Genomic DNA, 24,207 nt, shown 5'->3' with positions numbered 1-24,207 from the left:
ACGATTAAGCTTCAGCAATAACGATCACTTTAATAGAAGCCATCACTTCTGCGTGAACCTGGATTGCTACGTCGAATTCACCTGTTTCACGGATAGTACCGTTAGGTAGGCGAACTTCTGATTTAGCTACTTCGATGCCCGTTGCAGAGATCGCATCAGCGATGTCACGAGTACCGATTGAACCAAATAGTTTACCTTCGTCACCAGCTTTAGAAACTAGCGTCACTTCTGCAAGTGCTTCAAGTTTCTCAGCGCGAGCTGTAGCAGCAGCTAGCTCTTCAGCGATTTTCGCTTCAAGCTCAGCACGACGTGCTTCGAAAGTTTCGATGTTAGCTTTAGTTGCAGGAACTGCCTTACCTTTCGGGAACAGGAAGTTACGTGCGAAACCAGATTTAACAGAAACCTGGTCACCTAGGCCACCTAGGTTTGCGATCTTGTCTAGTAGAATAACTTGCATGTCTCTACACCTTTTAAAAACTGTTAATCCGCTGCTTACTTGTGTAAGTCAGTGTATGGAAGAAGGGCTAGGTAGCGAGCACGCTTGATAGCAGTTGCTAGCTGACGCTGATACTTAGCGCTAGTACCTGTGATACGGCTAGGTACGATTTTGCCACTTTCGGTAACATAGTTTTTAAGAGTAGCTAGATCTTTATAATCGATTTGTTTTACGCCTTCCGCTTTGAAGCGGCAGAACTTACGACGTCTGAAGTAACGTGCCATGAGTATTTTCCTCAATTAATTCTTTCAATTTGCTGAGCATGCAGTACCAGTTGACTGAGGCCATTTCGGCCTTGGTGGCGGTTTAAAAACCCCCGCACTCGCACTGACTGCTCAACTTGCAAATATTGTGTTGCTGATTGATGCTCCGAACCACTTGCTACCACCTGAATACGCACATAACTTTGACGGTTTAGTTGCGCTTCAACCTGTATTGAACGGTGCTCTAGCACGAAAATACAGTGGGGTACACCGGCCGGGCTTTGACTGAACTTAGGGGCCTTACAAACAGTGCCACCTAATTCGACTAGATTGAGCGCTTGCTCACTAGGCGTTTCAGCCATTACAACCACGCAGAACGATTAAGCTTCAGCAGCTTCTTTTTTCTCTTCTTTTGCAAGAGGAGAAGCTTCAGTTACTGCATCTTTAGTGCGCATAACTAGGTTACGAAGCACTGCATCGTTGTAGCGGAAAGAAGTTTCAAGCTCGTTGATTACTTCAGTTGGTGCTTCAACGTTCATTAGAACATAGTGTGCTTTGTGAAGCTTTTCGATTGGGTAAGCCAGTTGACGGCGGCCCCAGTCTTCTAGACGGTGAATCTTACCGCCAGCTTCAGTGATAGAACCAGTATAACGCTCGATCATACCAGGAACTTGTTCACTTTGATCTGGATGAACCATGAATACGATTTCGTAATGACGCATGGGTATTCCTTACGGTTAATATAGCCTTCCACCGTTTCGGCCGGTCGGTTTAAGGCAAGGAATTAATGTTAAATGGCCGAAATGAGCGCGTATTCTACGCATTGTTGGCAAATTAAGCAACTTAAAAGAAGGCGAATACAGGCAAATTACACCTGATTGATGTGAGGTAATGACATAGAATATGGAGCCAGGCACACACCTTACAATATCAAGGGGGGTGCATGCCTAACTGGCGTTATGCGCTTCGCTGTCTGAGCACTTCAAACAAGCTAATGCCAGTCGCGACCGAGACATTTAGGCTAGATACCGTGCCCACCATAGGGATTTTCACCAGCACATCACAATGTTCACGCGTTAAACGGCGCATCCCATCGCCCTCAGCTCCCATGACCATGGCGATAGGGCCGGTGAGGTTGGCATCAAACAAGGTGGTATCGGTCTCTCCTGCCGTGCCGACAACCCACACCCCCGCGTCTTTAATTTCGCGCAAGGTCCGTGCGAGGTTAGTGACTTGCACTAACGGCACCACTTCGGCGGCACCACAAGCGACTTTTCGTACCGTCGCATTTAATTTCGCCGACTTATCCTTAGGCACGATAACCGCGTGCACACCGGCAGCGTCCGCACTACGCAGGCAGGCCCCCAAATTGTGAGGGTCAGTGATGCCATCTAAAACCAATAAAAAAGGCGTTTGCTCTCGGCTGATAATGGCGTCTAAGTCGCGCTCGTTATATTGTTTGCCTTGGCGAACTCGAGCAATAATGCCTTGATGCTGTTCGCCTCGGGCTTTGTCATCCAGCGCTTTACGCTGCATAAATTGCACCGAAATACCGAATTGCCGAGCCTGATTGATCAACGCATTTAGACGCTTATCATCACGCCCTTTTAAAGCATACAGTTCAATGAAGCGCTCGGGCTCGCGGCTGAGGATGGCTTCGACACTATGAAAACCAAAGATTAATTCGTTACTCACTGGGACTCTCTACTTTTTCGTTTTCTTACGAGCATTTTTACCTGCTCGTGACTTTTTCTTGCTTTTACTAGCCTTTACATTTTTGCCAGCTGTTGCTTTTTTGTCTTTAGAGGCTTTCTTTTTACCGCCACTTTTCTTACCACTGGGTGTTGGCTTCTTGCCTTTTCCTGGAATATCGCCCGCTTTAAGCTTATCGCGCACCGAAGGCTTTTTCGCCTTGCGCCGAGCATAACGATCGGGCTCTTGTTGCGCCAGGGCAAGATTGATACGGCGCTCTTCTAAAGACACCGAGGCCACTTGCACCGATATTTTATCACCCATGCGATACACAGTACGACTGTGCTCACCGACAAGGCAATGTTTAGCGCCATCGAAATGGAAAAATTCATCACCCAGGTTAGCAATATGAACCAGGCCGTCTATTTGCAGGTCATCTAAGCGCACAAACAAGCCAAAATTAGTAACCGACGAGATAACCCCACCAAAGTGCATGCCAACATGATCCTGCATATACTCGCACTTCAGCCAATCAGCGACTTCACGAGTCGCATCATCGGCGCGGCGCTCGGTCATTGAGCACTGCTCACCGAGTTGATCCGCTTCATCATCGTTGTATTCATACTCACCACTGGTTTGCTGCCCTTGCGCTTTGAGTATGGCCTTGATAGCGCGATGCACGACCAAGTCGGGATAACGGCGGATTGGCGAGGTAAAGTGCGCATAAGCGGGCAGTGCCAAGCCAAAGTGACCAATGTTGTCAGGCTGATAAACGGCTTGCTTCATCGCTCGCAGCAACATAGTTTGAATCAGTCCCAACTCTGGGCGATCGGCTAATTTGTCGATGGCAGCGGTAATCTCCGCTGGCTCGGGAGAATCCCCAAAGGGGTTCTCTATGCCGAGTTCACCAAGGAACTGGCGAAAGTGTCCAAGCTTCTCACTGTCCGGTTCATCATGCACACGATACAAGGCACTGGCCTCGTGCTTTTCTAGTAACCGCGCCGCTGAAACGTTCGCTAAAATCATGCATTCTTCGATAAGCTTATGGGCGTCGTTACGCACGACGGGTACTATAGACTCAATTTTGCGCTGCGCGTTAAACACAAACCGTGTTTCCAGGGTTTCAAATTCGATGGCACCACGCTCTTGACGCGCTGCTTTTAGCGCCATATACATCTGCTGCAAGTCTTGCAGATGACCCACTAGGGGCGCGTACTCTTCACGCAATTTTTCATCGCCTTCTAAAATTGCGTGCACCTTGGTGTAGGTAAGGCGGGCATGCGAGTTCATCAGTGCTTGATAAAAACGATAGCCAGAGAGCTTACCGGCTGCGGAGACGGTCATTTCCGCAACCATACACAGGCGGTCGACCTTCGGATTCAGTGAGCACAAGCCATTGGATAGCACCTTAGGGAGCATGGGAATAACTTGCTCAGGGAAGTACACTGAGTTACCGCGATTAATCGCTTCTTGATCTAAAGGGGAGCCTTTTTGCACATAATGGGAGACATCAGCAATCGCCACCCATAGGCGCCAACCACCGGACTTTTTGCGCTCACAAAATACAGCGTCATCAAAATCTCGGGCATCTTCGCCATCAATGGTGACCAAGGGCAAATGACGCAGGTCAACGCGCCCTTGTTTGTCTTGCTCTGCCACCTGCTCGCCTAAAGGAGCCACCTGCTCCTCAACTTCTTGTGGCCACTGATGAGGGATTTCATGATTTCGCAGTGCTACCTCAATTTCCATACCCGGTGCTAAATGCTCACCGAGCACCTCTGTGACCTTGCCTACCGCATTCATGTGGCGGCTTGGGTTTTGGGTGATCTCAATTTGCACCATTTGGTTGTGGCGCGCACCTTTTTCTGCCCCAGGGACAATAATGATATCTTGCGTAATGCGTGGGTCTTCCGGCACAACCACAGCCATACCATGCTCAACAAAGTAACGGCCAATGATTGGCGCACGCTCGCCTTCAAGTACTTTCACAATGCGTGCTTCAACCTTGCCACCTTGGCCACGTGAGCCCGCTTTAGCTAACACCACATCGCCATGTAACACGGTGTTCATTTGGTGGCGAGCAATAAACCAGTCTTTAGGTTCACCTTCGACTTGCAAAAAACCAAAGCCGTCACGGTGGCCAATGACCTTACCTTTGACTAAGCCACTATCATCGGGAATAACGTAGCATTTTTGCTTATTGAAATGCAGCTGCCCTTCACGCTCCATGGCGCGCAGGCGGCGCTTAAAGGCAATTTGACGCTCACTGTCATATACATCCAGCTCGGAACAAAGTTGGCTGAAATTAGCAGGCTTAGCGCGTTTTTTAATGTGGTCGAGGATGAACTCGCGGCTGGGGACGGGGTTTTCGTATTTTTGCTGTTCTCTATCGAGGTATGGATCCTGTTTGGTCATTCAATAACTTATACGGTGACTTGTGGTGTTATTTTAACCCATATCGGGAAAAGGCAACAGGTAAATACTGTTAAACTTTATTGATCAACGGGTAATCGTGCCCGTGCAACCACGCTATCGGGCATTTTTTGCGCCAATTTACTTAACTGCGCACCAATTTTCTTGTGTAGGTTGCGATCTGCAACTTGTGTATGAAACAGCCAGCGATAAGCATCTTCATAGTCGCGTGGACTGCCGTAGCCTTGATTAAACAGCTTTACCAAACGCATTTGCGCTGGCAGGTTGCCTTGTGCAGCGGCTTCACGCAAATACACGATAGCCATGGCTTTATCGGCCTGAACTAAGCGGCCAATATCATAGTAGCGTCCCAGCTGCTCTAACGCCTCTGCTAAGCCTTGCTCAGCGGCTTGACGCATGTAGTAAACACCTAAGTCCACATCTCGTTCAACGCACACATTGTAAGCGAGCATATCACCGTAGAGGAACTGATAACTGGGCAACTTCATTTTACTCGCGCGCGCGGCAATATCTTGCACAAGTTGGCAATCATCATCCTGCACCCGCTTTAAATGAGCGTTTTTACGTATCAACTTAACCAACTCATCCTGTGTATACAGCTGTACGGCCTCTAACGGCTCTGCCGCATGAGCTGTGGTGCTTAGCACACTGGTCAGTAATAATATGGTTAACAAATGGCGCATGACGCTCCTTTGACGAATCAACTCTCTCATTAATCTATAGCAAAACCAGTGCCAAAATTGGTATATACAGGCACAAAAAAAGCTGCCGCAGCAGCTTTTTTTTCACACCCTACGCTTATTCAGCAAATGGGTTGCGCACAATCATGGTTTCCACACGATCAGGGCCGGTTGAAATAATATCAACCGGAACACCGGTGATTTCTTCAACACGCTTGATATAGTCGATTGCCGCTTTAGGCAAGTCTTCAACACGAGTGACACCGAAGGTGTTATCGCTCCAGCCTGGCATTTCTTCATACACTGGCGTGACTTTTTCGTAGCCTTCAGCAGCAAGCGGTGTGACGTTAGTAACGGTGCCGTCTTCAAGCTGATAGCCAGTACAAATCTTGATAGTTTCTAGGCCATCAAGTACGTCCAGCTTGGTCATACAGAAGCCTGAGATGCTATTGATTTGTACCGCACGGCGCATGGCCACAGCATCAAACCAACCTGTACGGCGCAAACGGCCGGTCGTAGCACCAAACTCATGGCCTTTTTCGCCAAGGTGTTTACCTACTGGGTCTTGCTTATCAACGCCATCATAAAGCTCTGTCGGGAATGGACCTGAACCCACACGCGTAGTGTAAGCTTTAACAATACCCAACACATAATCTAGGTTCAGCGGGCCAAAACCAGCCCCTGTCGCTACCCCACCGGCGGTGGTGTTAGATGAAGTAACATATGGGTATGTACCGTGGTCGATATCCAGCAATGTGCCTTGTGCACCTTCGAACAGGATGTTGTCGCCTTTTTCACGGGTCTGATCCAATAGCTCAGTCACATCAACGACCATCGATTTCAGGATATCCGCCACAGCCATGGCATCATCAAACGTCTTTTGGAAGTCGACTGGCTCAACTTTGTAATAGTTTTCTAAAGTGAAGTTGTGGTACTCAAGAATTTCGCGCAACTTATTGGCAAACTGCTCAGGGTTGAACAAGTCACCAACACGAAGACCACGGCGTGCAACCTTGTCTTCATACGCAGGACCAATACCACGGCCTGTGGTACCAATCGCTTTAGCGCCACGCGCCTTTTCACGTGCCATATCAAGCTCAACGTGATACGGCAGAATAAGCGGACACGCTTCAGAGATAAGCAGACGCTCGCGCACCGGCACGCCACGCTCTTCAAGCATGGTAATTTCTTTCATCAATGCGTCGGGGGCCAGAACTACGCCATTACCGATAACACATTTTACGTTGTCACGTAGCACACCCGACGGGATCAGGTGTAGAACTGTTTTCTCGCCATCAATCACCAAAGTGTGGCCAGCATTGTGCCCACCTTGATAACGGACCACTAAAGATGCTTTATCTGTAAGGAGGTCTACGACCTTTCCTTTCCCCTCGTCACCCCACTGGGTGCCTAGTACAACGACGTTTTTACCCATTGCAAATTCACTTAGAAAAAATTAGGCGCAGATTTTATCAGAAAAGCCGGGGGCAGATCACCCCGTTTTGGTTATTTTTTCCGCTAATAGAAAATTCATTGCTAGCTCAGCAAGCTAGACGAGGTTAATAAGATGGAACAGAAGCGCGCCAGTGAGGATTAAGATGATACCCACCACTTTCAAGGTGCGTTCATCACTGCCAGCTAGCTGCGCCATGTATGCACGCCACTTTTTTGGAAACAGCGCTGGGCCTAGCCCTTCAAAAATAAGCATAAGCGCAAAGGCGCTTACTAACAATTGCCAGCTCATTAGACTCTCTCAGTGACAAAAAAGCCCCGAGGCGATTGCTCTCGGGGCTATTACTGACTATGACGAGATTACTGTGGTTCTGCGTTCTTCATGTACTTAAAGAATTCACCATCAGGCTCAATCACCATCACGTCTTGCTTGTTTTTAAAGGTTTTCTTGTATGCATCTAAGCTACGCAAGAAACCAAAAAACTCAGGGTCTTTGTTGTAAGCATTGGCGTAGATTTTTGCCGCCTGTGCATCACCCTGACCACGTACAGAACGGGCATTACGCTCAGCATCGGCGAGCATAACCGTCACCCGACGGTCCACTGAGGCACGGATTTCTTCCGCTTTCTCTTGACCTTCAGAGCGGTGCTCTTTCGCTACAGCGGTACGCTCAGCACGCATACGTTGGTAAATAGAATTACTCACCTCGTCTGGCAGGTTAATTTGTTTAACCCGTACGTCAAGGACTTCAATTCCGAGCTCGCGCGCACTTTCAGAGGCTTGAACCAAGGCTTCTTCCATTAACTCACTACGCTCACCAGAAACAATTTCTTTGATCGTACGCGCACCGAAGTTGGTACGAAGGCCATTGTTTACTTTTTGCTTTAGTAGTGTTTCAGCGTAATTTTTATCGCCACGGGTACGTAGGTAAAAATCACTGAAGTTTTGTACTCGCCACTTCACGTAAGAATCAACGATAAGGTCTTTTTTCTCACTGGTTACGAAGCGATCCGGGGTTCCGTCTAAGGTTTGAATACGCGCATCGAGCTTACGCACTTGCGCCACGAAAGGCACCTTAAAGTGCAAGCCTGGCTCATACACCACAGCGTTGTCGGTATCGTCTTTTTGTACTTTAGAGAATAACAACACAATAGCGCGCTGCCCTTCTGGTACTACAAACACCGAAGAAAACGAAAGTACTACTGCAGCAATAATGAGGATTATACTAAAATTTCTCACTGCTATCTTCCTCCGTTAAAGCGGTCTTTAGAGAAACGATCATTGCCAGAATTTACTTGGCTGTTACGCGATGCATTGGCACCTAACTTGTTGCGTAAGTCTTGAATGCTATTAGCGCTAGGCAGAGTGATTTTTTGCCCTGACTGATGCTTATCTAGCAGTTTGTCCAGCGGTAGATACATCATGTTGTTACCACCTTCGACATCAACAAGCACCTTCGTGCTGCTGCCTAGTACTTGCTCCATGGTCTCTAGATACAAGCGTTGGCGGGTCACATCTTTCGCTGCTGCATATTCAGGCAATAGCTTTTCAAAACGAGCCACCTCACCTTGTGCTTCCAAGGTAACGCGTTCACGGTAACCTTCAGCTTCTTGGGTCATACGCGTTACTTGACCACGGGCACGTGGCTCAATTTCACGGGCATACGCCTCAGCTTCGCGGATAAAGCGCTCTTCATCCTCTTGCGCAGCGATAGCATCATCGAACGCATCTTTTACTTCAGCAGGTGGGCGTGAGTCTTTAAAGTTCACGTCGGTCACTATCAGGCCAAGGTTATATGGTTCGATAATGTCGTTTAGCTCATCCCAGGTATTTTGACGCACAATTTCACGACCTGTAGTGAGTACTTGGTCCATTTGCGAATGACCCACAACATAACGTAGAGCACTGTCCAATGCCTGCTGCAGGCTGTGATCAGCGTCAGTTACACTGTACTTGTATAGATAAGGGTCAACCACACGGTACTGCACTTCAAACTCAACGCTCACGACGTTTTCATCTTCGGTGAGCATAAAACCGGAAGCAGACAGCGAACGCACTGCCTCAATATCAACAGGGATAACACGCTCGATAAAAGTCGCTTTCCAGCGTAAACCGGGCTGTGCAATACGGTCAAACTTACCGAATTGTAGTACCACACCTCGCTCGGCTTCTTTGACGGTGTAGAAGCCACTTAGGCCCCAGATGATCGCAGCAATTACCAGCACGATAAGCAATCCAACGCCGCCTAAACCGCCGTTTTTATTGTTACCGCCTCCTTTTTTACCACCAAACAAGCCACCAAACTTATCGCTGTACTTTTTCAGTACTTCGTCTAAATCTGGCGGTCCTTGGTCACGACCACCTTTATTGTTCCAAGGATCTTTGTCGTTGCCATTGTTACCCGGCTCGTTCCAGGCCATAGCCATACTCCATAGTTATCAATGTTTGTTGCTAGGGGTAATGCTATCGCAGCATTACCGTTGTTGTCATACTTAGTCGACAGATTTATGCCCCCAAGTTGACGCAAGAAAATCATGGTTGACGCTACTTTAGCGCATTTTCATGCACTACGTAAGATAGCCATCAATTTGTTCACCAATTTCCTTTTTCAATTTATTCCATTCGCTCATTGGTACGTTAACGCTAAGCAGCCAGTTTCCTTGCTCATCGAAGTCCTCTGAGCTAATGCTATTGAGATTGTATAACGCGCCGCGCAGCCGCCCTTGTGAAGGGGGCACACGCAAGTCGGCATTAAGCATTTGCTTCGCGAGTAACTCACTAATAGCCTGCTTCAGTAGCTCCATTCCTTGACCTTGCTGCGCCGATAGCCAAACTCGCATCGGTTTGCCTTCATCATCGCGGTCAATGCGCGCCTCAACGTCTTCAAGCTGGTCAATCTTATTGTAGATGAGTAGCTGCGGTATTTCGTTCGCCTCAATCTCTTCTAGTACTTCTTGTACCTGCTCTATATTCTCTTTACGACGCGAGTCTGCCGCATCGATTACATGCAGCTGTAAATCCGCTTCACGGGTCTCGGTCAGCGTCGCTTTAAAGGCCGCGACTAAGTCATGCGGTAAGTGGCGGATAAAACCTACGGTATCGGCCAAAATAACACTACCGATGTCTGGCACTTCAAGCTTTCTAAGTGTTGGGTCTAAGGTCGCGAACAATTGATCCGCAGCATATACCTCAGACTCGGTAATGCGATTGAACAGCGTTGATTTCCCAGCGTTAGTGTAGCCAACCAGAGAGACACTCGGGATTTCGTTGCGGTTACGTGCACGACGCCCCTGCTCGCGCTGTTTAGCGACCTTATCTAAACGCTTTAAAATACTTTTAATGCGCCCTCGTAATAGCCGTCTATCGGTCTCGAGTTGCGTCTCACCGGGGCCGCGTAAGCCAATACCGCCCTTTTGTCTTTCTAAGTGCGTCCACCCACGTATTAAACGGGTAGAGATGTGCCGTAGCTGCGCCAATTCAACTTGTAATTTACCCTCGTGGGTGCGGGCGCGTTGAGCAAAAATATCAAGGATAAGGGCAGTTCTGTCGAGCACACGACATTGACACAACTTTTCCAAGTTGCGCTCTTGTGATGGGCTTAATTCGTGGTTGAATATAATGACATCTGCGTTGTGGGATTTGACAATCTCAGCTATCTCTTCTGCCTTCCCCGTGCCGACGAAAAGCTTCGGGTGTGGTGCCTGGCGACTGCCTTGCACAACCGCCAGACTGCTAACACCTGCAGAAGATACCAACATTTCCAACTCATGAAGATCTTCTCTATCGCCTTCATGGGGAAATTCGATGTGAACTAAGACTGCCTGTTCGCCGGCTTCATAACGGTCAAACAAGCATTATGCTCCTACTGATTTAATAATTCCCTTCTTCTGACTCCGGTGCGTCGAGTCCTTGCGCACCATGAAAATTCACTGCTCGGGCTGGCACAACAGTGGAAATTGCGTGCTTATACACCATCTGATTTACAGTGTTCTCTAACAAAATGACAAATTGGTCGAAAGACTGAATCTTGCCTTGCAGTTTTATGCCGTTAACTAAAAAAATTGAAACAGGAATACGCTCACGACGTAGCGCATTCAAAAATGGGTCTTGTAACGATTGGCCTTTTGCCATTGTTATTTTCCTTCGTTTTAGGTGTTATTATGTATCTAGTTTAGGACTGACTCTAAAGAAAAAAACGTCCCAATAATACTAGCTTAGCGAACTTACTATACGTTGCAAGTTTTCTTGGTCCCCGCTTTCAAGCCACGTTAGATTCTGCCAACCTCGAAGCCAGGTTAACTGCCTTTTCGCCAACTGACGCGTAGCAGCTACTCCACGAAAAACCATTTCATCATAATCAATTTCACCCGCGATGTAATCCCACATTTGTCTATACCCTACGCAACGAATAGAAGGCAGATCCGGGTGCAAATCCTTCCTGTTATATAGGGACAAAACTTCGTTTTCAAACCCCTGCTCGAGCATTATTTGGAATCTTTTCTCTATACGCTGGTGCAAAACGCGACGATCGCTTGGCGCAATAGCAAATTGATGAACAGGAAACCCTAAGGATTGTGCCTTAGTTTGCTGTAGTTCAGTCATGCTCTTACCACTGATACGGTATACCTCTAAGGCGCGATTAATTCGCTGTGAATCATTGGCGTTAATTTTCGCCGCTGCCTGCGGGTCCACCTGCTGTAACTGCTGATGTAACGCCGGCCATCCATGCTCTTTTGCTTCGGCTTCGAGGGCAGCTCGAATATCTGTATCAGCTTCTGGTAGTGGCGATAGCCCTTCGAGCAAGCCTTTGAAATACATCATAGTACCGCCTACTAACAAGGGCACTTTGCCTTGATTGTGTAGCTGTTCGATGTGCGCCAGGGCGTCGCGGCGAAAGTCAGCCATGGAGTAGCTCTGTGCTGGGTCAACAATGTCAATAAGTCGATGGGGTGCTAACGCACGCTCTTGCGCATCAGGTTTGGCGGTGCCGATGTCCATCCCTTTATACACCAAGGCGGAATCGACGCTGATCACTTCGGTATCGAAGTGTTGGCATAAATCAATGGCTAAGGCGGTTTTTCCTGAGGCGGTAGGCCCCATTAAACAGATAACGGGCAATGAACTCACAAGGCTTAAACACTTAATTGACTGACGTATTGGGATAGCTCTATTTTAACGGCTTTTTGCTGTAATTGCTGAACAATTTCTGGAGTATTCTGTAACTGTGTCTGCCAAGTTGCAAAGTCATTACCATTGAAATAATTGCTCGGCGTAGATGCCGCAAGCCACATGAGAAAGTCCTGCTGTGAACTTTCAGCCGTCAACTGCGCGCTGAGTATCTGCTCAATCACTCGCTTGGCATCGCTGGCATATAAGCTGCTGGGTAGACGCTTTACCATGGCAAATTGTTTTTCAAGCTGGATATCGAACCCTAACACCGAGAGCCAGGATTGCAGTCCCTGCAAACACGCCAACTCCTTATCTTGCAAGGCCACACGCACAGGCAACAACAATGCGCGACTACTTAGCTGCGCTTCAGCTTCGAGTTGCTGCTGCCAAGCCAGCGGTAACACCTGACGCCAGTGGCTAAGGTGCAACTGTCCTTGCACACTCACTGCACAGTGGCCATCTGTTAAGGGCAAAAGTGACACACTCTCAGCGGCTAACTGCAGCGCAGGGGCTGACTCAGCCACATGATTAAACTCATGAGCCTGTACTTCACTGATCCCTTGATAAAACTGATTCGCTTGAGCAATACGTTGGGCATCAACAGGGTGCGCTCGCATGCTCGCTGGCGCTGAATCTCGATAGCTTGAACCAGGGCGACTGGCCGTTCCCATAAACTGCCCCGATTGCTGATTATCAGGACTAGGACGCAATTGCGATTTGGGGTAAGCAGGACTGTCACTGTGAGCAGCGGTTGCTGGTGGTATCGAGGGTTGCGGTATGAGTGTTTGCTCACTGGCCACCAGCTGTTGCACCGCCTGTAAAATAAAGTCATGGACTAATCGCGCCTGATGGAAGCGCACCTCATGCTTGGCCGGATGCACGTTAACATCAACCTGGCGGGGGTCGACTTCTAGATAAAGTACAAATGCCGGCACTTGCGCTTGTTGAGTATGTTCTTCAAAGGCTTGACGAATAGCGTGTAAAATCAATTTGTCGCGCATCATGCGGCCATTAACATAGGTATACTGCGGCTCTGTTTGCGTGTGCTGAGGCATAATCCAGCCATGCAAATACAGCCCTTGGTCACCACTTTGTAAATGCATTCCCTGGCTGGCGAAGCCTTTGCCCGCGACTTGAGCGATACGCTTTACTGCACCCGCATCATCCGCCGACACTGGCCGATATTGGCGCACCACTTTAGCGTTGTGAGTTAAGGTAATGGCAATATCGAAGCGGCTTAAGGCAATGCGTTTTAGCAGCTCATCAATATGGTTGAACTCAGTTTTTTCGGTTCGTAAGAATTTGCGCCGTGCGGGGGTATTGAAAAATAAGTCTTTTACTTCAATGGTGGTGCCATCAGGATGCGCTGTTGGCTGCACCCGCACCGCCATATCGCGTCCCTCAGCAAAGGCCTGCCAAGCTTCATTTTGCTGTGCAGGCTTAGACTTCAACGTTAATCGCGATACCGAGCTTATGGAAGCCAGCGCCTCGCCACGAAAGCCCAAGGAGTTAATACATTCTAAATCATCCAGTGTTTTTAATTTACTGGTAGCATGGCGTGAGAGCGCGAGGGTAAGCTCATCTTTGACAATACCCGAACCATTGTCGGTAATGCGGATCAGTTTATGGCCGCCGCGTTCAATATCAACGCGAATACGTGTCGCTCCCGCATCTAAGCTGTTTTCAACCAACTCTTTCACTACAGAAGCGGGACGCTCAACTACTTCACCGGCAGCGATTTGGTTAGCTAATCGCGCCGGTAATATCGCTATACTCATATACGCTCGTTAGGTATTAGGAATGGTTAACACTTGGCCAATGTAGACAGTGTCTGTTTTTAGCTTATTGACACGTTTAATAGCCCCGACAGAGACGCCATAACGACTCGCCACGACACTTAACGACTCACCGCGACGAATCTTATGTCGTGTTGGGTTTTGTGCCTTAATCGTTGCAAAGAGCGAGTCATCAGGGGGGTTATTACGGTAATAACCACGAATTGATCTGAACACCGCCTTAGCTAGTTTTTCTTGGTGCGCCGCCGTTTTCAGCAACCGCTCTTCTTGAGGATTGGATATAAACCCCGTTTCCACCAAGATAGAGGGAATATCTGGCGATTTCAGCACTGCTAAACTCGCCGCTTGCGGATAGCGTTTATGCATTTTCGCCACTTTGCGTAATTCTTTGATGGCCTCTTCAGCTACTTTAAAGCCGGTTTTCATGGAGTGATCCATGGACATGTCGAGTAGCGTCTGTGCTAAATACTTTTCGCTGGCCGTGTCGCGAATGGCATCCGCAGCCCCCCCAAGTAATTCAGAGTGCTTTTCCCTATCCTCAATCCATTTACCTATTTCTGAATTAGCCCGGCGCAGAGACAACACCCACACCGACGCTCCTCGCGGCTGTGGACTGGTAAAGGCATCAGCGTGAATTGACACTAAAAAGTCTGCTTTGCGTTTGCGCGCTTTGGTGCTGCGGTTATTGAGTTTGACGTAATAATCTCCGCTGCGAACCATATAGGCTTGCATGCCCCGCTCGGCATTAATCAATCGCTCTAAGCGTTTAGCTACTTGCAACGTGATGTCTTTCTCATAGGTGCCGCTTGGACCTATAGAGCCGGGGTCTTCACCGCCGTGACCCGCATCGATCGCGATAACAATGTCACGATTGGTTTCTAATACTCTATTTTTTGGTATGTTTTGGGCTTGTTGACCGTCACTTTTATCGTAAAGGTCAATGACTAATCGGTCTTTATACGGCCCGGTAGGAGCCAAAGAAAAAATAACCGGCTTAGTGGCTTTGAGTAACTCAAACACCACTCGCGTAGAACCCGACTTTTTCGGCGTGCTAGGACGGATTTTATCAACAATTTGGTGTTTCTTTTCAATTGCTGGGTAGTCTTTACGGTGCGCAGTATTATTGATATCAACGACTAGACGTAAAGGATTCTTCAGCATGAAATAGCTAAAGTCTGGCTTTTCTTGCATATCAAACACCACCCGCGTGCTATCGGGTGATGGCCATACACGCACGTTTTCTATGGTGTTTTTAGCTGCCGCCACTGTTGCCCATAGGAGCAACACGGCGCACAAGGTTGCCTTGCTTGCGGTTATGATTATTTTAAGCATTGCCTTTTAACTTTGTTACTACATCAGCACCACGCTCAGATTTTGCGTCGATACTGATCTCACGCGCTTCCCCTGTATACTCTAGCGTGATTTCTAAATCAGCGCGAGGAATTACCCCCTCACCTTTACTAGGCCACTCCAAAATACACACCGCGCGGTTATCGAAATAATCCCGAATGCCCATGAATTCGAGCTCTTCTGGGTCAGCTAATCGATATAAATCAAAATGATATACTTTGACCTGTGCTAGCTCATAAGGTTCAACTAAGGTATAAGTTGGACTCTTAACCTTACCTTTATGACCCAGCCCTTGCACGATTCCACGCGTGAGCGTGGTTTTCCCCGCCCCTAAGTCACCGTACATATAGATCACCGCACCGTCAGCGATGAGTGGAGCTAGTTGCGCCCCGAATGCGACGGTTGCTTGCTCATCCGCTAAATATTGGTCAAACCGCATGGTCATTATTGCTTACCCTATTAAAGCTCGTATTACTGGAAATAAATCACTGGCGAGCAACCCTTTGCTGCCCTCACTGCTTACTTGCTGGGCCGCTAAGCCGTGCACATAAGTCCCCACACAGGCACTGTCATGTAGACTAACGCCCTGCGCTAATAACGCGCCAATTATACCAGATAATACATCACCCATGCCGCCACTCGCTAGTGCGTTACTACCACTGCTGTTAATTGTTAATTTATCAGCGCTACAAATGAGTGTCCCCGGACCTTTCAACAGCACTGTTGCTTGGTATGAACGCGCCAACTCCTGCACCTTGGCGAAGCGATTGGCTTCCACCTCAGTAACGGAGCTTTGTAATAATCGCGCAGCCTCTTTCGGGTGCGGCGTCAAAACACAATCAGAGAGTCGCTGTGGATGCTGTGCCAATAGGTTTAATGCATCCGCATCCAGTACTTTTAATCGTTTATGTTCATAGCCAAGAACCGTGCTGAGCATCTGTTGCGCCCACTGACATTGCCCTAACCCAGGCCCAATAACGACGACGTTGGCTTTTTCCAGTAGTGCCGTGAGTTGCTGAGCAGTTGTTACCCCGTGAACCATAAGCTCATAGCAACCTTGGCTTATGTTTTGCACATTCTCTGGATGGGTCGCCACACTCACCAAACCGGCCCCTGCTCGTAGTGCCGCTTCACTGGCTAATCGCGCTGCGCCCGCCATTCCTAGCCCCCCTGCGACAACTAAGACATGACCGGCATTGTTTTTGTGACTGCCTTGGCCTCGAACTGGCCGCTTGCGCATCATCGATGCATGATCATTCAAGCAAGCCACTGCACTACATTGGCGGTAAAAAGCCTGTTCTATTGCCAATGGCGCAAACCATAAGTGACCACATTGGGTTTTAGCTCGACCGCTCAATAGACCCTGTTTTAGGGCAATAAACGTCAGTGTATGGTGGGCATTAAAGGCATTATTATGTACCTGCGCACTGTGAGCATCGACCCCGCTGGGGACGTCAATGGCGATACGCATCACCTTAGCGGCATTCACTTTCGCCAATACATCAGCAATAGGCTCCGGCAAAGCACGATTAAGGCCAATGCCAAAGATAGCATCCACCACTATATGATAATGATGTAGATTTGGGTCCTGAACACACTCCCCACCGCTTTGTTTAAAGCGCTCATACATGGTTGCGGCATCTCCCTTTAGAGTATGCACAGCGACCAGCGGCCAGACCTTAACATCATAGCCTTGTTGGCGTAATTCAGTGGCGACCACAAAGCCATCACCGGCGTTGTTACCGCCTCCACTAAGCACAATAACGCGTTTTTTTTTGTCGTAGTGTTGTTGTATCCAATGAGCCACGGTGCTGCCCGCTCGGTGCATGAGTTCCAGCATACTCACTCCGCTGTGCTTGGCAGCGGCAGCTTCATATTGCTGCAATTGTTGGGGAGTAAATACCAGCTGTGGTAAATTAGTACTGTAATGACTATCCATGGTTTTCACTTTTGCCGAATAACACCATCAATTATCCTGAACTAGCACAGCAAATTAAGCAATGGGCGAGCGAGCTTGGCTTTGCCGATGCGGCTATTTGTGACATAGATCTCAGTGCTCATGAAGCACAATTACAACGTTGGCTTGAGCTTGGCTATCATGGCGAAATGAACTTTATGGCCGAGCATGGCACCAAGCGCTCCCGCCCAGACGAACTGGTACCGGGTACTCAGCGCGTCATCGCGTTAAAGATGCACTATTTACCCCCAGACGCGGGCTTTGCCCGCACCCTGAAAAATCCTCAGTTGGCCTATATCAGCCGTTATGCTCTGGGCCGCGATTATCACAAGCTGATGCGTAACCGTATAAAAAAGCTCGGCCAGCGTATTGCACAAGTTGCTGAAGGTTTGGGGTTTCGCCCTTTTGTTGACTCCGCCCCGGTGCTCGAGCGCCAGCTTGCGGCGAAGGCTGGCTTAGGCTTTACCGGAAAGCATAGCTTATTGATAGACAAACAAGCGGGGTCATGGTTTTTCCTCGGGGAGCTGTTTGTGGATATTCCGCTGCCAGTTGATGACCCTGACACCCGACAAGCCACCCAAGGAGAGTGCGGCAGTTGCGTCGCATGCATGACCATGTGCCCCACAGGGGCTATCGTTGAGCCCTATGTGATTGATGCGCGAAAATGTATTTCCTATTTAACCATTGAGCTTAAAGGCGCTATTCCTGAGCAATACCGAACAGCGATGGGCAACCGTATTTATGGCTGTGACGACTGCCAGTTAATTTGCCCATGGAACCGTTATGGCGAGATCACCGCAGAGTCTGACTTCCATGCCCGCGCCCAGCTTAAAGATCAGCCACTATTGACGCTATTTAGCTGGGATGAAGAGACGTTTTTAACTAATACCGAAGGCAGCCCCATCCGTCGTATTGGCCACCAACGCTGGCTTCGTAATATTGCCATTGCCCTAGGTAACGCGCCCTACGATAACGCTATTGTTAAGGCGTTAATGGCTAGGTTGAAAGGGGCTAGTGACTTGGTTGCAGAGCATATTCATTGGGCACTTGCGCAGCAACAACAAAAGCGTGAGGCATTGAGCGTGACAGTTACGGCACACACAAAGAAAACTCAGCGATTGATCCGCGCCGTACAAAAAGGGCTTCCCAGAGACGCAGAGTAATCTCAGAGCGCTCACTTTTTACCATCTTAGTTGAGCAATTTAGCGAGATCTTGCTCGATGCGAGAGAATGCCGCCTGCAAGTTCTCCACCGACTCCTCTCGGGCCACCGAGCGTTGGATGGTGTCGTCTACCTTTTGATAGATAAAGGCTTCTTGGTCATCGTCTAAGCCCATAGTGGGAATACGCTCCTCAAGCTCCTCTTGTAACGCGCGAAACACTTTTTCATTATCGCTGCGCGTTTGATTCACCGCACTAATGAGCTCACGGAATTGTGCTTCAATACGCGATACCGCCTCCCCCAACTGCGCTTGGCGCTTTTGCAGCGCTTGTTTGGTCATAATGGCGGTGAGTTGCTGCTCAGTCACACTGACTAGAAAACATACATGATCGCGAATGCGACCATGCTTCTCGGGTTCTTTCTCTGGCATATTCAGGATCAGTAAGCTCACTTTCTCATAGTTCACCAACAATCGCTGCGAGAACTCGTGTAAGCGCCCCCGGGTTTTTAGCATGTCAAAAAGCTCAACGACAATGGGGGAGCACCCTCCACTTAATGAGAAGTGCTGTACGCCGTCATCCAATCGCAACTCAGCATTACTCTGTAAGCCAAAACGATTTAAACAGCTGAGAAGTTCTTTGCCTAACTCTTGGGGCTCCCAAATTTGCCCAATACGCTCAACAAAGTTGACGATTTCGCCCATTTCGCTGCTATTAGCCATAGCGTTAAAAGCGGTGGATGTGGCATCGTCAACCTGCTTTTGTAAGTCTTCTTGCTCATCAAGATACCCTTTGAGCTTCATCAACTTTGATTTGAGTTCATCGTGACTGAAAGGTTTAACAATGTAGTCCTCTGCGCCTACAGCGTAACCCTCCATGCGCTCTTCTACCGTGCCCCGCGCAGATACAAACATGACCACAATATCTTCGGTTTCTGGGTTCGCTTTAAGTTGGCGACAGACATCATAGCCGTTCATATCTGGCATACTGACATCAAGCAAAATAATATCCGGCTTAAACTCCCCCACCACCGCGAGGCAGGCTGGCCCGCTGTCTACCATTTTCAGCTCAAACCCCTGATCATCGAGAATTTCTTCAATGATTTCTAGATTATATTCTTCGTCATCTACTGCTAATACCCGTTGCACTGTCATCGTATTGACCTTCCCTTATTCAAGCTTGTTATTCTACCGGCTTATGCGGCGGCGCCTGAGTTTCTTGTGCTTGCTGAACTTTTGGCAAGCTTATTTCTATAATAGTGCCTCCTTTAGGATTTTGCTTAGCATGAATGCGGCCATGATGCAGCGCCACAAACTCACGGCATATCGCCAATCCTAAACCTGTTCCCCCGGCCCCTCGATTGGTTTGGCTACTTTGGGAGAATTTATCAAAGACATGTTCTAGCTCGTTTTCTGGGATACCCACTCCATGATCAACCACTTGAATTGCCAAGTTGTCACCATCCTCATGTAAGTAAATGTCTATGTCACTTCCTTCGGTGCTAAATTTAAGCGCATTTCCTAAGAGATTAGTTATTACTTGAGTTATTTGCGCACCATCGCAGTCAATGTGACTATTCACATCGTTATCATGGAGTTTTATTTTGATGTGTTTTTCCATCGCCGTGCCAGACACATCGGTAATGCTCGATTCAATCAACTTACAAACATCAGCTCGGCTCGGGCAAAAAGGAAATTTGCCAACGTCTAATTTCGACAAATCAAGTAAGTTATTAAGTAATGACAGTAAGCGCTCACCGCTGGTATGAATACGGTTGAGATACTTGCTTAACTTATCAATGGGCGTTTCGCCATTGCTCAACTTGTCGAGCCCAAATCGCGAAAAGCTGAGTATTGAATGCATCGGGGTGCGCAGTTCGTGGGACATATTGGCCAGGAACTCTGATTTACTGCGGTTTGCGGCTTCCGCCTGGTCTTTTGCTAACTCCAGCTCCCGAGTGCGCTCCTTGACGCGGATTTCGAGCTCATCTCGCGCCTCTTCAAGTAATACTTGGCGCTCTTTTAGGTTAGTCACATTTTTAAAGATTACGGCGTAGGCAATCGCACCGTGGTAGTCAATTTCACTGAAGGAGCCGACCATAGGGATCAGCCCGCGCTTCGATGTTTGCACTTCAAGCTCACAGCTATGTTGGTTTAAGCTGGTTGTCGAACGCATCGTTTGCAGTAAAGTTTGCTCTGAGCTTGGGCTCAAAAATTGAAACAAGGTATGCTTTGCGAGCTCAGTTTGATTTAAGTTCAGTAACTTCGCCGCTGCATCATTGGCGTCAATCAGGCTGCCATCGCGGGCAAACAAAATGACTGCGTCAGGGGTGTTTTTGAATACTACGCGTAACAAACTGTCTTTTTCAATGAGCGCATCGACGGTGTCTTGTAACCGCTCAAGTAGCTGCGCGTTGTTACGTTTGAGGAGCTCTGTCTGCCATGCTTTATGCACCGATTTAAGGACAATACTTTGATCCGCTGGCAGCTCAATGACATCATCCACACCGCTGCGGATCACCTCCAGTAAATTTGCTTTATCTCCTTGGTTTATAAGCAAGATACAACGGCAATGTGATTGTATCCTCTTAACTTGTAAATACACATCACTGCCACTATCCCCTTGCACTTGGTAATGACAGAGCAAAATATCGATATGTGTTCCGTTGGCAATTTCCAACGCCTGAGTAAGAGAGTGAGCTCCTAGTACACTAATGTGCGCGCCTGTCAGCCACTGCTGGATATGTGCCTGGCTATCTTGCGGACTCACATGAAGCACTTGCGGCAAGGCGATCGACTGCGGTCCGTCAATCTCTAAAATGCTTTCTAAAAGCGCACTGATTTCTTTGTTTTCGTAAAAGGGATAAATAACTTGAGCTTGTATAAACAGCTTATTAAGCTCGGCGAAGCTTGCAAATACTTCACCTTGTTCAGCCTTAGGCGCCAACAGCGCGACATTACAGCCGCTGAGGGCTTGTTTGAGGTCACAAGCAAGCGCCATAGGAATGCCATGGGCAAGGATATACATATCATAGTCACTGGGCTCAATGGCCTCTAAATTAGCAAAGTGCAGCAGCTCGACCTCACAATCGAGCAGCTCTAGCAGTACCTTAATGCGCATAGCAAGTACTGTTGTCGCATCTATGATCAATATCCGTCGCTTCACCATGCTTTCACCAAGCCCTCTACCCTAGTTTAAACGTAGACGTACTTTTGCCTAGTTGGCAACTTTATATTCAACTTAAGCCATTGAACCTAAAGAGGAAACGCTTAGGTTTTCAAACGACTCAGTTGCGAATCTTGCTCTTCAACCAAGGCAATAAGCTCTTTCGATCCCGACCCTGTTTGCTGAGCCAAGTCGGCCAGGTGCGAGGCAGCATCGGAAATGAGCGTCAAATTACGATTGATTTCTTCAGTGACCGAGCTTTGCTCCTCAGCAGCTGTGGCTATGTGAGTCACTTGATTGGTAATTTCATTCACTTTTTCGACCACTTCATGAAGCGCATCAAACGCGGATGAAGTTTGCGATACAGCGGTATCGGCGCGTGAGACACCCTGCTCTATGATGGTTGATGCACTGCCCACTTCTTGCTGCAGCCGGGTAATGAGCTCGCTGATGTCGTCTGTGGAAGCACGTGTTTTCGACGCCAGTGCACGAACTTCGTCAGCCACCACAGCAAAGCCACGTCCTTGTTCACCCGCTCGAGCTGCTTCGATAGCGGCATTCAGTGCAAGCAGATTCGTTTGCTCGGCAATGGTGCGGATCACATCGAGTATCTGGTTAATGTCATTACTGCGTGAAGCGACCTTTCCTACCGCCACATTGGCATCATTGATCTCCGTAGACATGGTTTGTACTTGGTCAACAGCTTGCGACAAACTGTGCTCACTGGCTTGCACTAATTTATTAATTTCTTCCGTTTGTTGTGCTGATTGCTCTGAGGCGCGGGCCACTTCCAACGCCGTGGAGCTCATTTCGTTCATTGCCGTCACCACACTCTCAATTTCAGCAAACTGTTTCTCTACATTTTCTTGGGTTTGTGTGGCCACTTGTGAGGCACTGTCGGCCTGCTCCATGGTTTGTGATGAGAGTTGCTTAAGCTGAGAGATAAGAGTACGTAATTTGTCGATAAAGGCATTAAAACCGCTCCCCAAAGCGATAAGTTCGGCGTGCGTATCGACATTCAGCGACTGTGTTAAATCTCCCTCGGCGCTGGCCAAGTTTTCCATACGCATACGAATGGCATCAATAGGGCCTACAATGGTTCGGGTAAGCCAGTACATCATGGTCGCAGCGCCTGCAAGTACCACAATGGCAACGATAATAAGTACTGACTTCAGCGCATCAGCATTATCTTCCAAGTTCTGCTGTAACTCTTGAGCGCCCGCCATAGCCAGTGACTCAGGTACTTCGACGACCAAACGCCAAGTAGAGTCGGCTAGTTTTACATCCAGGGGGTAATTAACAACGAATGCGTCATCCACCAGCTCAACGCTTGCTGTGCTGCTCTTTATAGCCGCCATCAGTGGTTTATCCACCACCTCAGCAAATGGTTTTCCTAACTGTTCGGTGTAATGGCTACTGCCCACCACCAAGCCCATTGAGCTGATTAGCGACACCTTGCTTTGGCCTTGATAGAGGTTCGCCGAGAGCTGCTCAGTGATTTTCTGAAAAATAGGTAGGTTTAAATCAACCCCGGCTACGCCTAAAAAACGTCCTTGGTGAACGATGGGAGCGGTCAGCGAGGTCATCATCTCGGAATACCCTGGCGAAATCTCATAAAGATAGGGCTCCATTAAACAGGGTTTGAGTGTATCTTTCGCACATAGATACCATTCGGCCTCGCGCAGCCCCATATCATTGATAGTATCGATGTGCTTTTCGCTTGCATCTTCCACCACTTGTTGTTCAATAGAGCCGTCTTCATTACGGATCATGTAAATCTCTAAGGAGCCATGTCCGGGTACGGAATGCTGGTGGCCGCTGGTAAATTGATTGTCTAGACCATCATAAGCGTTGTCTTCAAACTGCGTGTAAATGGATGATACCAGTTCATTTTGAGCCAATACCGCTCGGTCTATTTGCTCGACTGCACTTCGCTCCAAAGGCTGATTTTTGGTGCGCCCAAGGATCCCAGCTAGAGTATAAGGAATTCGATAGGCTTCATTGATAAAACCGAGGATTTTCTCACCATCTAAGCCGGCCTTAGCCAACAGCTTATCCTCAACCTCTTGGCGCACAAGCACCCTGGATTCACTGGAAACGGCGCTATTACTTTGCTCCAACTGCCACCATAAAATACCAATAAGCAGCAATACAGTGACCAATAAGGCACCACAACTAGCAAGTAAGAGTTTTTTAGCAAGGGACTGATTTCGCATTACTTCTTTACCTTTTGAACGAACCTGAGATAAAGCTTAGTCGAGCCAGCCAAAATAGGAAACCGCTATCACGAGGTGATGCACAAAAGAGCACCAAAATACATGCAGTCATGGCCACTGCGGTTTAATACATCAACTATGCCAGCTTGGCTGCATGCTTTATACGCGATACATGTGGGAATAAAACTGAGTTTTGAGAGTGTTCAGTGAATTGGAGCGGCACACGAGGTTCGAACTCGTGACCTCAACCTTGGCAAGGTTGCGCTCTACCAGCTGAGCTAGTGCCGCTTCATAGTTTGCTCGGGGTTGCGCAGCTGAGCTTGGGCTGCAAACTGTTAGTAACAACAGTAAAAGTTTGGAGCGGCACACGAGGTTCGAACTCGTGACCTCAACCTTGGCAAGGTTGCGCTCTACCAGCTGAGCTAGTGCCGCTTCATA

22 protein-coding genes and 2 tRNA genes are annotated in these 24,207 nt (G+C 48.3%); 1 reads left to right on the top strand and 23 read right to left on the bottom strand.

All coding sequences use genetic code 11. The features are described from left to right. Positions 1-4 precede the first annotated feature (4 nt). The 18 genes from rplI to EXT46_RS00035 form a co-directional block, all read right to left on the bottom strand. The gene (gene rplI / locus EXT46_RS00120; RefSeq protein WP_022945626.1) at positions 5-457 is read right to left on the bottom strand and encodes a 50S ribosomal protein L9; all 453 of its coding nucleotides are present in this window, start codon (positions 455-457) and stop codon (positions 5-7) included. 35 nt (positions 458-492) lie between these two features. Continuing rightward, a complete protein-coding gene (gene rpsR / locus EXT46_RS00115) occupies positions 493-720 on the bottom strand; it encodes a 30S ribosomal protein S18 (protein ID WP_022945625.1) in 228 nt (75 codons plus the stop codon). Positions 721-731: 11 nt separating this feature from the next. After that, positions 732-1,061 carry a primosomal replication protein N gene (priB, locus tag EXT46_RS00110; RefSeq protein WP_022945624.1) on the bottom strand — a complete coding sequence of 110 codons (330 nt, stop codon included), beginning with the start codon at positions 1,059-1,061 and terminating at the stop codon, positions 732-734. A gap of 18 nt (positions 1,062-1,079) precedes the next feature. After that, positions 1,080-1,421 (bottom strand): 30S ribosomal protein S6, encoded by a 342-nt coding sequence (gene rpsF, locus EXT46_RS00105; protein WP_022945623.1) that lies wholly within the window; start codon positions 1,419-1,421, stop codon positions 1,080-1,082. A gap of 235 nt (positions 1,422-1,656) precedes the next feature. Next, positions 1,657-2,394, bottom strand: a complete 738-nt coding sequence (rlmB, locus tag EXT46_RS00100) for a 23S rRNA (guanosine(2251)-2'-O)-methyltransferase RlmB (protein WP_022945622.1) — start codon at positions 2,392-2,394, stop codon at positions 1,657-1,659. Positions 2,395-2,403: 9 nt separating this feature from the next. After that, entirely contained in the window at positions 2,404-4,806 is a 2,403-nt protein-coding gene (gene rnr / locus EXT46_RS00095) for a ribonuclease R (RefSeq protein WP_130144446.1), read from the bottom strand. A 77-nt stretch (positions 4,807-4,883) separates the two neighbouring features. Further along, on the bottom strand, positions 4,884-5,507 hold the full coding sequence (locus EXT46_RS00090; RefSeq protein ID WP_130144444.1) for a tetratricopeptide repeat protein: 624 nt from the start codon (positions 5,505-5,507) through the stop codon (positions 4,884-4,886). 115 nt (positions 5,508-5,622) lie between these two features. Then, positions 5,623-6,939: an adenylosuccinate synthase gene (locus EXT46_RS00085; RefSeq protein WP_022945619.1), complete on the bottom strand. Its 1,317-nt coding sequence runs from the start codon at positions 6,937-6,939 to the stop codon at positions 5,623-5,625. A 114-nt stretch (positions 6,940-7,053) separates the two neighbouring features. Next, positions 7,054-7,248: a DUF2065 domain-containing protein gene (locus EXT46_RS00080; RefSeq protein WP_053909851.1), complete on the bottom strand. Its 195-nt coding sequence runs from the start codon at positions 7,246-7,248 to the stop codon at positions 7,054-7,056. Between the two features lie 68 nt (positions 7,249-7,316). Continuing rightward, entirely contained in the window at positions 7,317-8,195 is an 879-nt protein-coding gene (hflC, locus tag EXT46_RS00075) for a protease modulator HflC (RefSeq protein WP_022945617.1), read from the bottom strand. Between the two features lie 2 nt (positions 8,196-8,197). Next, on the bottom strand, positions 8,198-9,376 hold the full coding sequence (hflK, locus tag EXT46_RS00070) for an FtsH protease activity modulator HflK (protein WP_022945616.1): 1,179 nt from the start codon (positions 9,374-9,376) through the stop codon (positions 8,198-8,200). A 147-nt stretch (positions 9,377-9,523) separates the two neighbouring features. Next, entirely contained in the window at positions 9,524-10,807 is a 1,284-nt protein-coding gene (gene hflX, locus EXT46_RS00065; protein ID WP_022945615.1) for a ribosome rescue GTPase HflX, read from the bottom strand. A gap of 19 nt (positions 10,808-10,826) precedes the next feature. Then, positions 10,827-11,087, bottom strand: a complete 261-nt coding sequence (gene hfq, locus EXT46_RS00060) for an RNA chaperone Hfq (RefSeq protein ID WP_022945614.1) — start codon at positions 11,085-11,087, stop codon at positions 10,827-10,829. Between the two features lie 78 nt (positions 11,088-11,165). Beyond that, positions 11,166-12,083 carry a tRNA (adenosine(37)-N6)-dimethylallyltransferase MiaA gene (gene miaA / locus EXT46_RS00055; protein ID WP_130144442.1) on the bottom strand — a complete coding sequence of 306 codons (918 nt, stop codon included), beginning with the start codon at positions 12,081-12,083 and terminating at the stop codon, positions 11,166-11,168. A 5-nt stretch (positions 12,084-12,088) separates the two neighbouring features. After that, positions 12,089-13,903 carry a DNA mismatch repair endonuclease MutL gene (gene mutL, locus EXT46_RS00050; protein ID WP_130144440.1) on the bottom strand — a complete coding sequence of 605 codons (1,815 nt, stop codon included), beginning with the start codon at positions 13,901-13,903 and terminating at the stop codon, positions 12,089-12,091. 9 nt (positions 13,904-13,912) lie between these two features. Next, on the bottom strand, positions 13,913-15,253 hold the full coding sequence (locus EXT46_RS00045; RefSeq protein ID WP_130144438.1) for an N-acetylmuramoyl-L-alanine amidase: 1,341 nt from the start codon (positions 15,251-15,253) through the stop codon (positions 13,913-13,915). Then, a complete protein-coding gene (tsaE, locus tag EXT46_RS00040) occupies positions 15,246-15,716 on the bottom strand; it encodes a tRNA (adenosine(37)-N6)-threonylcarbamoyltransferase complex ATPase subunit type 1 TsaE (RefSeq protein ID WP_026111201.1) in 471 nt (156 codons plus the stop codon). The genes EXT46_RS00045 and tsaE overlap by 8 nt, the downstream gene beginning before the upstream one ends. Before the next feature lie 6 nt (positions 15,717-15,722). After that, positions 15,723-17,210: an NAD(P)H-hydrate dehydratase gene (locus EXT46_RS00035; RefSeq protein ID WP_130144436.1), complete on the bottom strand. Its 1,488-nt coding sequence runs from the start codon at positions 17,208-17,210 to the stop codon at positions 15,723-15,725. Positions 17,211-17,221: 11 nt separating this feature from the next. Between EXT46_RS00035 and queG the strand changes: the two genes are divergently transcribed. Next, complete coding sequence (gene queG, locus EXT46_RS00030) at positions 17,222-18,391, top strand: tRNA epoxyqueuosine(34) reductase QueG (protein WP_130144434.1); 1,170 nt, start codon at positions 17,222-17,224, stop codon at positions 18,389-18,391. 26 nt (positions 18,392-18,417) lie between these two features. Here the strand turns inward: queG and EXT46_RS00025 are convergent, their stop codons facing one another. The 5 genes from EXT46_RS00025 to EXT46_RS00005 all read right to left on the bottom strand — a co-directional run bounded on the left by EXT46_RS00025 (position 18,418) and on the right by EXT46_RS00005 (position 24,201). Continuing rightward, complete coding sequence (locus EXT46_RS00025) at positions 18,418-19,542, bottom strand: response regulator (RefSeq protein ID WP_022945607.1); 1,125 nt, start codon at positions 19,540-19,542, stop codon at positions 18,418-18,420. 28 nt (positions 19,543-19,570) lie between these two features. Beyond that, positions 19,571-21,556, bottom strand: a complete 1,986-nt coding sequence (locus EXT46_RS00020) for an ATP-binding protein (protein ID WP_240701056.1) — start codon at positions 21,554-21,556, stop codon at positions 19,571-19,573. A gap of 101 nt (positions 21,557-21,657) precedes the next feature. Next, positions 21,658-23,769, bottom strand: coding sequence for a methyl-accepting chemotaxis protein (locus EXT46_RS00015; RefSeq protein WP_130144432.1), 2,112 nt, complete (start codon positions 23,767-23,769; stop codon positions 21,658-21,660). A 212-nt stretch (positions 23,770-23,981) separates the two neighbouring features. Next, positions 23,982-24,057 (bottom strand) — tRNA-Gly (locus tag EXT46_RS00010). Positions 24,058-24,125: 68 nt separating this feature from the next. Beyond that, positions 24,126-24,201 (bottom strand) — tRNA-Gly (locus EXT46_RS00005). Positions 24,202-24,207 lie beyond the last annotated feature (6 nt).

The organism is Pseudoalteromonas sp. CO325X, assembly GCF_004208955.1.
Lineage (GTDB): Bacteria > Pseudomonadota > Gammaproteobacteria > Enterobacterales > Alteromonadaceae > Pseudoalteromonas > Pseudoalteromonas ruthenica.
This window is presented reverse-complemented; position numbering and strand designations above follow the sequence as displayed.